This is a genomic window from Qaidamihabitans albus (genome assembly GCF_016464705.1).
GTDB classification, from domain to species: Bacteria; Actinomycetota; Actinomycetes; order Mycobacteriales; family Pseudonocardiaceae; genus Qaidamihabitans; species Qaidamihabitans albus.
This window is the reverse complement of sequence record NZ_JAEHOB010000013.1, coordinates 206,049-215,108: the sequence shown is the minus strand read 5'-3', so window position 1 is coordinate 215,108 and position 9,060 is coordinate 206,049. Positions and strand designations below refer to the sequence as shown.

General features: G+C 71.7%; 11 protein-coding genes. 2 read left to right on the top strand and 9 right to left on the bottom strand.

Features of this window, described 5'->3' with window-relative positions; genetic code table 11:
- Positions 1-86: 86 nt before the first annotated feature.
- The 5 genes from JAP66_RS23665 to JAP66_RS23645 all read right to left on the bottom strand — a co-directional run bounded on the left by JAP66_RS23665 (position 87) and on the right by JAP66_RS23645 (position 4,724).
- Positions 87-1,553, bottom strand: a complete 1,467-nt coding sequence (locus JAP66_RS23665; RefSeq protein WP_372449008.1) for a class I adenylate-forming enzyme family protein — start codon at positions 1,551-1,553, stop codon at positions 87-89.
- The gene (locus tag JAP66_RS23660) at positions 1,550-2,083 is read right to left on the bottom strand and encodes a GNAT family N-acetyltransferase (RefSeq protein ID WP_199434009.1); all 534 of its coding nucleotides are present in this window, start codon (positions 2,081-2,083) and stop codon (positions 1,550-1,552) included. The genes JAP66_RS23665 and JAP66_RS23660 overlap by 4 nt, the downstream gene beginning before the upstream one ends.
- Positions 2,084-2,119: 36 nt before the next feature.
- Entirely contained in the window at positions 2,120-2,533 is a 414-nt protein-coding gene (locus tag JAP66_RS23655; protein WP_199434008.1) for a DUF1707 SHOCT-like domain-containing protein, read from the bottom strand.
- 33 nt (positions 2,534-2,566) lie between these two features.
- On the bottom strand, positions 2,567-4,339 hold the full coding sequence (locus JAP66_RS23650; protein ID WP_199434007.1) for an acetyl/propionyl/methylcrotonyl-CoA carboxylase subunit alpha: 1,773 nt from the start codon (positions 4,337-4,339) through the stop codon (positions 2,567-2,569).
- A gap of 106 nt (positions 4,340-4,445) precedes the next feature.
- Positions 4,446-4,724: an SAV_915 family protein gene (locus JAP66_RS23645; RefSeq protein WP_199434006.1), complete on the bottom strand. Its 279-nt coding sequence runs from the start codon at positions 4,722-4,724 to the stop codon at positions 4,446-4,448.
- Positions 4,725-4,822: 98 nt separating this feature from the next.
- Between JAP66_RS23645 and JAP66_RS23640 the strand changes: the two genes are divergently transcribed.
- Positions 4,823-5,518, top strand: coding sequence for a hypothetical protein (locus tag JAP66_RS23640; RefSeq protein ID WP_210770531.1), 696 nt, complete (start codon positions 4,823-4,825; stop codon positions 5,516-5,518).
- 6 nt (positions 5,519-5,524) lie between these two features.
- Here JAP66_RS23640 and JAP66_RS23635 read toward each other — a convergent pair whose 3' ends face one another.
- The gene (locus JAP66_RS23635) at positions 5,525-6,067 is read right to left on the bottom strand and encodes a hypothetical protein (protein ID WP_199434005.1); all 543 of its coding nucleotides are present in this window, start codon (positions 6,065-6,067) and stop codon (positions 5,525-5,527) included.
- A gap of 1 nt (position 6,068) precedes the next feature.
- Here JAP66_RS23635 and JAP66_RS23630 point away from each other — a divergent pair, with 1 nt between their 5' ends.
- Entirely contained in the window at positions 6,069-6,281 is a 213-nt protein-coding gene (locus tag JAP66_RS23630) for a hypothetical protein (RefSeq protein WP_199434004.1), read from the top strand.
- Between the two features lie 22 nt (positions 6,282-6,303).
- Here the strand turns inward: JAP66_RS23630 and JAP66_RS23625 are convergent, their stop codons facing one another.
- From JAP66_RS23625 to JAP66_RS23615, 3 genes are all read right to left on the bottom strand, one after another.
- The gene (locus tag JAP66_RS23625; protein ID WP_199434003.1) at positions 6,304-6,924 is read right to left on the bottom strand and encodes a Maf family protein; all 621 of its coding nucleotides are present in this window, start codon (positions 6,922-6,924) and stop codon (positions 6,304-6,306) included.
- Between the two features lie 111 nt (positions 6,925-7,035).
- Entirely contained in the window at positions 7,036-7,272 is a 237-nt protein-coding gene (locus tag JAP66_RS23620; RefSeq protein ID WP_199434002.1) for an acyl-CoA carboxylase subunit epsilon, read from the bottom strand.
- Positions 7,273-7,340: 68 nt separating this feature from the next.
- Positions 7,341-8,990, bottom strand: a complete 1,650-nt coding sequence (locus JAP66_RS23615) for an acyl-CoA carboxylase subunit beta (protein WP_199434001.1) — start codon at positions 8,988-8,990, stop codon at positions 7,341-7,343.
- Between the last annotated feature and the right edge of the window lie 70 nt (positions 8,991-9,060).

Sequence of the window (9,060 nt, the reverse complement as noted above, 5' to 3'; positions counted from 1 at the left end):
GACATATGTGCTACCGAAGTCCTGAGACACAACACAGAGTTAGAACTCGCGTAGACACTCACGAGCGTCGACCGGCTCTGCTGCTCCTAGGCGATCCCGCGGGACAGGCCGGCCCAGTACGGTGTGCGCAGGGCCTTCTTGTCCACCTTGCCGACCGGGGTGAGCGGCAGCGCGCCGGTGAACTCGACGCCCGCGGGCACGAAGTGCTCCTGCCCGAGCAGGTCGCGCACGTGTGCCCGCAGCTCAGTGGCGTCCGGCGCGTCCGGCCCGGTCACCACCACGGCGTGCACCCGCTCGCCCTCGCCGCCGGGGCCGGGAACACCGAAAACCGCGGCCTGGCGGACGAGGGGATGGCTCACGAGCGCGTCCTCCACGACGGTGGAGTACACCTTGGTGCCGTGCCCGCCGGCGACGATCACGTCGTCCAGCCGGTCGAGCAGATACAGGTAGCCGTCGTCGTCGAAGCGGCCGATGTCGCCGGTGCGCAGCCATCCGTCGCTGAACGAGCGCCGGGTGAGCTCCGGCCTGCCGACGTAGCCCTCCATCAGGGCGAGCCCGCGCACCAGCACCTCGCCGACCGGATCGCCGTCCACCCTGGCCGCCATACCGGGCACGATCCGGCCCACCGACTCCAGCCTGCCCGTGTGGCCGGTGAGCTCCGCCGCGGAGATACTCGCGATCATCGGTGCTTCGGTCAGCCCGTAACCCTGGCCGACGACCGGGCCGAACACCGCCAGCGCCTGGCGCAGCCTGCGCGCGGGCAGCGGGCTCGCCCCGAGCGAGAGCTGCCGCACGCTCGACAGGTCGGTCTCGCCGAGAGCCGGCTGGTCGAGCAGTTCGGCCAGCCGCGGCGGCGTCAGCGAGAGGTGCGTGATGCGCTGCGTGCCGATCGCGTGCAGCACCGCGCCCGCGTCGAACCCCTCGTGCAGCACCACGGTGTCACCGCAGAGCAGCCCGCCGAGCACGGTGCAGTTGCCGGTGAGGTGCGACACGGGCGCCACCACCAGTACCCGGTTCGGCCCGCCCGGATCCGGCTCGAAGATGTGCGCCATGCCCTCGTAGATACCGCGATGCCCGATGAGCTTCGGTGCCCCGGTCGTGCCGCCGGACGGGAAGATGGTGTGCACCGAGGCCGCTCGTGCGGGCTCCAGCGGCGGCCCGCAGGCCAGCCGGTCCAGGGAGAGCGTCCGGTGTGCGCCGGGCAGTTCCCCGGCGTCCCGCTCGGGGTCGACGACGAGGGCCGTGGCCCCCGCGGCGACCAGCGCCGAACGCCGGTCGGGCGTGCTCGCCGAGGCGTTCACGAGCAGCACGCTCGCACCACGGGACTGCGCCGCGAGCTGCACCAGGACCGTCTCAGGCCGGTTGCCGCCGAGCACCGCGACGACATCGCCCTCGCCGATGCCCTCGGTGGCCAGCGCGCCGTGCAACCGGAACAGCGTGTCGTGGGCCGCTCGGTAGCTGGTCGCCGTGCCGTGTCGCACGAAAGCGGTCCGCGAGCCACCGGTGCGCAGCCGGTCCAGCACCCGGTCGAGGAATACGCCGGGCGCGGTCACGAGGCGGGCTCCGGGCCGCGGGTCCACTCCTCGTCGTCCGGGCCGACCGGGCCGCGGTACCGGAAGCCGCACCGCCGCGCGACCGCGGCGGAGACCTCGTTGTCGCGGTGGTGCCGGTAGCGGACCACATGCAGGCCGAGCGCCCCGAAGCCGAAGCGCAGGGCCGCGCCGAGCGCGGTGGCCGCGACACCGCGGCCGCGGGCTGCCGGATGCACCCACACCGCGGCCTCGGCCGAGGCGGCAATGTGGGTGCCGAGGTCGAGGTTCTTCAGGCCCACCTCACCGAGCAGGTCCCCGGTCGTCGGCTCGGCAACCGCCCACGAGCAGCGCTCGCCGTGCTCCCACTGGCGGGCACGTAGCGCGACGTAGGCGTCGGCGTCGGCGAGCGTCGCGAGCACGATGTCGGGCACGAACCGGCGCATCTCCGGATCGGCGAACGCCCGCAGCATGGCGGGGCGGTCGTCCATCAGCTCGTCGGCCCGCAGTTGCCGCAGGTAGTAGCCACCCGCGTTGATCTCGACCGGTTCCACGGCTGTGATCCTAGGCGCGGAGTCCCGCGGAGTCCCTCAGTAGCGGCGGCGCCGGTTGCCCGAGAGCCCGGCCAGCAGCGCCACGGCCGCCGGCAGCAGGAACACGAAGACCATGCCGCGCATGATCGTGAAGAACAGCACCAGCGCGATCACCGCGGCGATCGGTACGGCGCTCGCCGCGAGCCGCCGCTGCCAGGGCGGGGCCGGCTCGGCAGGCGGCACCTGCGGTGGCAGGGTGCGGAAGGTGCGCAGGACGCTGGGCCGAGGTTCCGGCAGGTCGGTGAACACCGGTTCCAGGTCGCTGCGGACCTTCGCCGCGCTGGCCCTCGCGGAGCGCTCGTCGAAGTCGACGATGTCGAGCCGTCCCGTCCGGACGTGCTCCGAGAGCGCGTCCAGCGCCTCCTGCCGCTCAGCGTCACTGAGTCGGTACTCCGGTCGATCGACGCCCACGCGTCAATCGTACGGCTTCATCGCGAGAGGTCGTCAGTCCTTGATCTCGAGCAGCACGGCGCCCTGGCTGACGGCGGCGCCGACGTCGACGGCAAGGCCGCTGACCGTACCGGCCTTGTGTGCCGTGACGGGGTTCTCCATCTTCATGGCCTCCAGCACCACGATCAGCTCACCGGCCTCGACCTGCTGGCCGTCCTCGACGGCGACCTTCACGATGGTGCCCTGCATCGGCGCGGTGACCGCGTCACCGCTGACGGCGGTCTTGCCGCCCCGCCCGCGCTTGCGCGGCTTGGCCTTGGCGGCGCCGCCGCCGTTGCCGCCGAGGGCGAGATCGCCCGGCAAGGACACCTCGAGCCTGCGGCCGCTGACCTCGACGACCACGTTCCGCCTCGGCTCCGCCTCCTCCTCGGGGGCGGTTGGCGCGGTGAACGGCTCGATCGTGTTGTCGAACTCGGTCTCGATCCAGCGGGTGTGCACCGAGAAACCGGTGTCGTCGCCGACGAACGCGGGATCGTTCAGGATGGTGCGGTGGAAGGGCAACACGGTGGCGAGGCCTTCGGCGACCATCTCGTCCAGCGCCCGGCGGCTGCGCTCGATGGCCTGCCGCCGGTCGGCACCGGTGACGATGACCTTGGCCAGCATCGAGTCGAACTGGCCGCCGATCACGCTGCCGGTCTCGACGCCCGAGTCGACCCGGACGCCGGGCCCCTCGGGGAACACCAGCCGCGTGACGGTGCCCGGGGCGGGCAGGAAGTTGCGGCCCGCGTCCTCACCGTTGATCCGGAACTCGATGGAGTGGCCGCGCGGCACCGGGTCACCGGTGAACGGGAGGGTGCCGCCCTCGGCGATGCGGAACTGCTCCCGCACCAGGTCGATGCCGGTGGTCTCCTCGGACACCGGGTGCTCCACCTGGAGCCGGGTGTTGACCTCGAGGAAGGAGATGGTGCCGTCGACGCCGACGAGGTACTCGACCGTGCCGGCGCCGTAGTAGCCGGCCTCCTTGCAGATCGCCTTCGCCGAGGAGTGGATGGTCGCGCGCTGCTCGTCGGTGAGGAACGGGGCGGGCGCCTCCTCGACCAGCTTCTGGTGCCGCCGCTGCAGCGAGCAGTCGCGGGTACCGACGACGATCACGTTGCCGTGCTTGTCGGCGAGCACCTGCGCCTCGACGTGGCGCGGCTTGTCCAAGTACCGCTCGACGAAGCACTCGCCGCGGCCGAAGGCGGCGATCGCCTCCCGGGTGGCGGACTCGAACAGCTCGGGGATCTCTTCCTTGGTGCGGGCGACCTTCAGGCCGCGGCCGCCACCGCCGAAGGCCGCCTTGATCGCCACCGGCAGGCCGTGTTTCTCGGCGAACGCGACGATCTCCTCGGCACCGGCCGCGGGGTCCTTCGTGCCGGGGACCAGCGGTGCGCCCGCCTTGAGTGCGATGTGCCGGGCGGTGACCTTGTCGCCGAGGTCGCGGATGGCCTGCGGGCTCGGGCCGATCCAGGTGAGCCCCGCGTCGATCACGGCCTGCGCGAAGTCGGCGTTCTCGGAGAGGAAGCCGTAACCGGGGTGCACGGAGTCGGCGCCGGAGCGCTTGGCGACGTCGAGCAGCTTGTCGAACACGAGGTAGCTCTCGGCCGCCGTGTCGCCGCCGAGCGCGAACGCCTCGTCGGCGAGCCGCACGTGTGGTGCGTCGCGGTCGGGGTCGGCGTAGACGGCGACGCTGGCGAGTCCGGCGTCCTTGGCCGCCCGGATCACGCGAACGGCGATCTCACCCCGGTTCGCGACGAGCACCTTCGTGACGCTGGCTGCTTCGGGCACGCTACCTCCTGTTGCTGCGCTGCCGAGTCGCCGCGCACCCTCGGGCGCACCGGCGGGCCTCGCAGCAGTCTACGAGCCGAGGCCGCCACATGTGGTGAGAGGAGCCTCACGCCCCAGGGCGAGGGTGCCGGAGCTCCTCCGGAATCGCGCCGTCGAGCATGATGACGTCGTAGGGATGGGCCTCGTAGAGCTTGTCCAGGTGCTCGGTTCGCACCATGGCCCACGGCTGGTGCTGACCGCAGCCGTCGACGAGCCGGTCGAGCGCCGAGTAGGCCAGCAGTGCAGTGCGGCCGTCCTCGGTGCGCCGCAGCTCGACGGACGTCTCGTCGCCGGAGCGGTCACCGGTGGGCAGGTACACGACGGGAGGCAGGGCGGGATTCGTCACGCTCCCAACATAGACGTGCGCTCTGCGCGATCTTCAGGTGCTTGTCCACCGGTCGCCTTCTACGCTCTGGGCAGCGCGTGGGTGCGGAGGGAGAACACATGTCGGTTCCACGGCCGGTGCTGGTCACCGCCCTGCTGGCCGCCCTGGTCACGGTGGGGGCGCTGGTGACGGCCTTCGTGCTGCGGCCGGAAGCAGGGGGTGGCATCCCGGAGCCCTCGGTGGACGCCGCCGAGTCGGTCGGGGCCGCCGACTGCGGCGCGGAGCCCTGCCAGGTGCTGGCCTCCACCGAGGTCGGCGGGCTGAGGATGGAGCTGCTCGCCGACGGGAACGGCGGGACCGGCCGGCTCCGAGCGGGCGGCTCCGCGGCCGGCATCGTCGCCGAGACGGCGATCACCGCGATGGGGGTGCAGCTCACGTCGGACTCGCTCGACTGCGTGGCGGCGGCCGATCCGGTGTGTCTCGTCCGCGGTCCGCTGGACGGCGGCATGGTCGGCGAGGTGCAGGTGTGGCGGGATGGCAGCTGGCGCGCCGCGGAGCGTCCCTACTTCTCCGACGCGGGCAGCATCGGGCTGGACGACGTGGCCGGTGACGGCGCCCCCGAGGTGATCGTCGTGCGGCACGAGTGCAGCCAGGTGGAGAGCGCCACCGCGTGCCAGGAGGCTCCCGTGCTGGCGGAGGTGCTGGACCTGCGCGGAGCCCTGCTCGGTTGCACCTACCAGTACGAGTCGCCCGACGAGCTGCGCGGCTGGCCGGAGGTCCGGTTACGGGAGAGCGACCTGCGCGAGTGCCCGTGAGCGCGGTCAGCCGAACGCCGCCGCGCGGGCCCGGCGCAGGGCCGCCTCGGTGCCCAGCTCGGCGCGGGCGGCGGCGTTGTCCAGGTAGTAACCGAGCAGGTGGTACACCAGCGCGGGATCGACGGCGAGTACGTTGCCCGGGATGTGAATGCCCGGTGTCGTCAGCGGTCTGTCCTTGCGGCCGAGGTTGACGAACCTGCGCCGGTGCCACGGCGCGTTGCCGAAGCCGACGACGTAGATCGCCTGACCGTCCTCGCCCCGGGGCGCCAGGCGCACCACACCTCGCCAGGGAAGGAAGACCTCGAAGCTCCAGCTGCGCTGATAGATGCCCTCGGGCGACCGCTCGATCCGGCCGCGGGCGACCCTGCCGAGCGCGACGAGGACGAAGTAGCCGCTGAGCGCAGCCGCCACGCCGCCGAGGGCGATCCGACCGCCGCCCGTGGCGTCGAACGCTCCGACGGCGAAGAGCGCGACGAGCAGGAGCAGCGTGCCGAGCGAGCCGTACCAGCCGACGGCTGGAACAGGGCACGGTGAGGCACGGCGTTCCACCGTGGCCGACCGGGCGGTGCTCGAACGCCGTCGCATCTCTTCGCGGCCGGGTCCGGACATAGCCCATGTACGCGGTGACGAACAGGATCGCGGCGAACAGGATGGCGTACTTGGCGCCGGCGGGGTTTCCGCACTGGTCGACCGTGAGCGCGGTGAAGCAGGCGACGATGCCGAGCACCGCGAGGTAGCCGGCGGCGAAGTGGTACCTGCGTGAGCTCACGCGGTTCCTCCGCAATTCATGGTCGCCAGAGGTCGACCACGCGCACGCCGACCTCCGCGAGCAGGCGCCGGGTCAGCGGCAGGCTGATCCCGATCACGCTGGACGGGTCGCCGTCGATGCCCTCGACGAACCAGCCGCCGAGCCCGTCGAGGGTGAACGCGCCCGCCACCTGGAGCGGCTCGCCGGTGCCGAGATAGGCCTCCAGCTCGTCGGGGTCCGGCGCCACGAAGCGGACCCGGGTGCTCTGGGTGCCGGTCGCCTCCCGGACCCGGCGCCCGCCCTCGACACGGGTCACCGCGTGCCCGGTGAGCAGATCACCGCTGCCGCCCGCCATCGCGGCCCACCGTTTGCGGGCGACCTCGGCCGTCCCCGGCTTGCCGACCATCTCGCCGCCGATCGACAGCATCGAGTCGCAGCCGACGACCACCGAGTCGGACTCACCGCCGGCCACTGTCTCGGCCACCGCCGCCGCCTTCGCCGAGGCCAGCGCGGTGACCAGCTCGGCGGGTCCGGGGTCGGTCAGCGTCGCGGCGACGGCGTCCTCGTCGACACCGGAGACCATGACGCTGGCGTCGATGCCCGCAGCGCGGAGCACGGCGAGCCGGGCGGGGGACGCGGAGGCGAGCACGAAACGCACGTGGCGCAGGTTACCGCCTGGTCACCTCTCGTGAGTGTTCGGCCGAGTTAGAACTCGATTCCTCACTCACGACCGTTGACCAGGCATTGTTCCGGCTCTCGGGCGCTCCTCTCAGAAGCCGGAGCCCGGCAGGCCCGAGGCCCTCCAGGCGCCGTTGCCCGGGCGCAGCGGCCCGCGCACCCGTGCGGCGGGGTCGCCCCACCGCGACCGGGCGGGTGTCCTGCCGGGATCGTGTTCCGTCGCCGCCAGTGCGGCGACCACGGTGGTGAGCGCGGCGAGCTCGGCGTCGTCCGGTTCGCCGCGCACGATCCGCAGCAGCGGCCGGGACGGGGTGTCTTCGTCGCTCATCGGAACCCTTCGACGGGGTCGTGAGTGCATACCGGCGTTCTAACTCGTGTGCGCACTCACGAGGGCGGTCACAGAGGGATGTTGCCGTGCTTCTTCGGCGGCAGGCTCTCCCGCTTGTCCCGGAGCATCCGCAGCGAGCGCGCCACGTAGCCGCGCGTATGTGCGGGCGGGATCACCCCGTCCACGTACCCGCGCTCGGCGGCGACGTACGGGTTGCACAGGGTGTCCTCGTACTCCTGGATCAGCTCGTTGCGCAGCGCCTCGATGGCCGCCTCGTCCTTGCCCTCCTCGGCGGCGTTCGCCAGCGTCTTGCGGTACACGATGTTCGCCGCGCCCTGCGCGCCCATCACCGCGATCTGCGCCGTCGGCCACGCCACGTTCACGTCCGCGCCGAGATGCTTCGACCCCATCACGTCGTAGGCGCCGCCGTAGGCCTTGCGCGTGATGACGGTGACCAGCGGCACGGTCGCCTCGGCGTAGGCGTAGATCAGCTTCGCGCCGCGCCGGATGATGCCGTTCCACTCCTGGTCGGTGCCCGGGAGGAAGCCCGGCACGTCCACGAACGTCAGCACCGGCACGTTGAACGCGTCACAGGTGCGCACGAACCGCGCCGCCTTCTCGGACGCGTCGATGTCGAGGCAGCCCGCGAACTGGGTCGGTTGGTTGGCCACGATGCCGACGCTGTGCCCGTCGACGCGGCCGAACCCGACGATCACGTTAGGCGCGAACAGCTCGTGCACCTCGAGAAACTCACCCTCGTCGACGACGCGGGTGATGACCTCGTGCATGTCGTAGGGCTGGTTGGGCGAGTCCGGGATCAGCGTGTCCAGCTCCCGGTCGGTGTCGCTCACGCCGTCCGGGATCGACTCGCCGGACGGCTCCGGCGCGTCGAACACCGGCACCTCGGAGAGGTTGTTGCCCGGCAGGAACGACAGCAGCTCCTTGACGTAGGAGATCGCGTCCTCCTCGTCGGAACCGAGGTAGTGCGCGTTGCCGGACTTGGTGTTGTGCGTGCGGCCGCCACCGAGGTCCTCGAAGGTGACCTCCTCGCCGGTCACCGTCTTGATCACGTCGGGGCCGGTGATGAACATGTGCGAGGTCGTATCGACCATCACCACGAAGTCGGTCAGCGCGGGCGAGTAGACGTGCCCGCCGGCGTTGGCCCCCATGATCAGCGAGATCTGCGGCACCACGCCGGACGCCTTGACGTTGCGGGTGAAGATCTCGCCGTACAGGCCGAGCGAGACCACGCCCTCCTGGATGCGGGCACCGCCGCCCTCGTTGATGCCCACGATCGGGCGGCCGGTCTTGATGGCGAGGTCCATCACCTTGACGATCTTCTCGCCGTAGACCTCACCGAGGGAGCCGCCGAAGACCGTCACGTCCTGGCTGAACACGCACACCGGGCGGCCGTCCACCGTGCCGTACCCGGTCACCACGCCGTCGCCGTACGGGCGGTTGCGGTCCTGGCCGAAGTTCGTCGAACGGTGCCTGGCCAGCTCGTCCAGCTCGACGAACGACCCGGGGTCCAGCAGCAGGTCGATGCGCTCGCGGGCGGTCCTCTTGCCCTTCGCGTGCTGGCGTTCGACCGCCCGCGCCGAACCCGCGTGTACCGCCTCGTCGTAGCGTCGGTAGAGGTCGGCGAGCTTGCCGGCCGTGGTGTGGATGTCCGGCTCTTCTGCGGGGGGCGTTCCGATCGGCTCCGTCGCGCTGCTCATGGATCCGCAGCCTAACCACCAAGACGCCGATTCGCGTGTGGCGTAGGCAACGCCGGGTCATAGGGTGAGC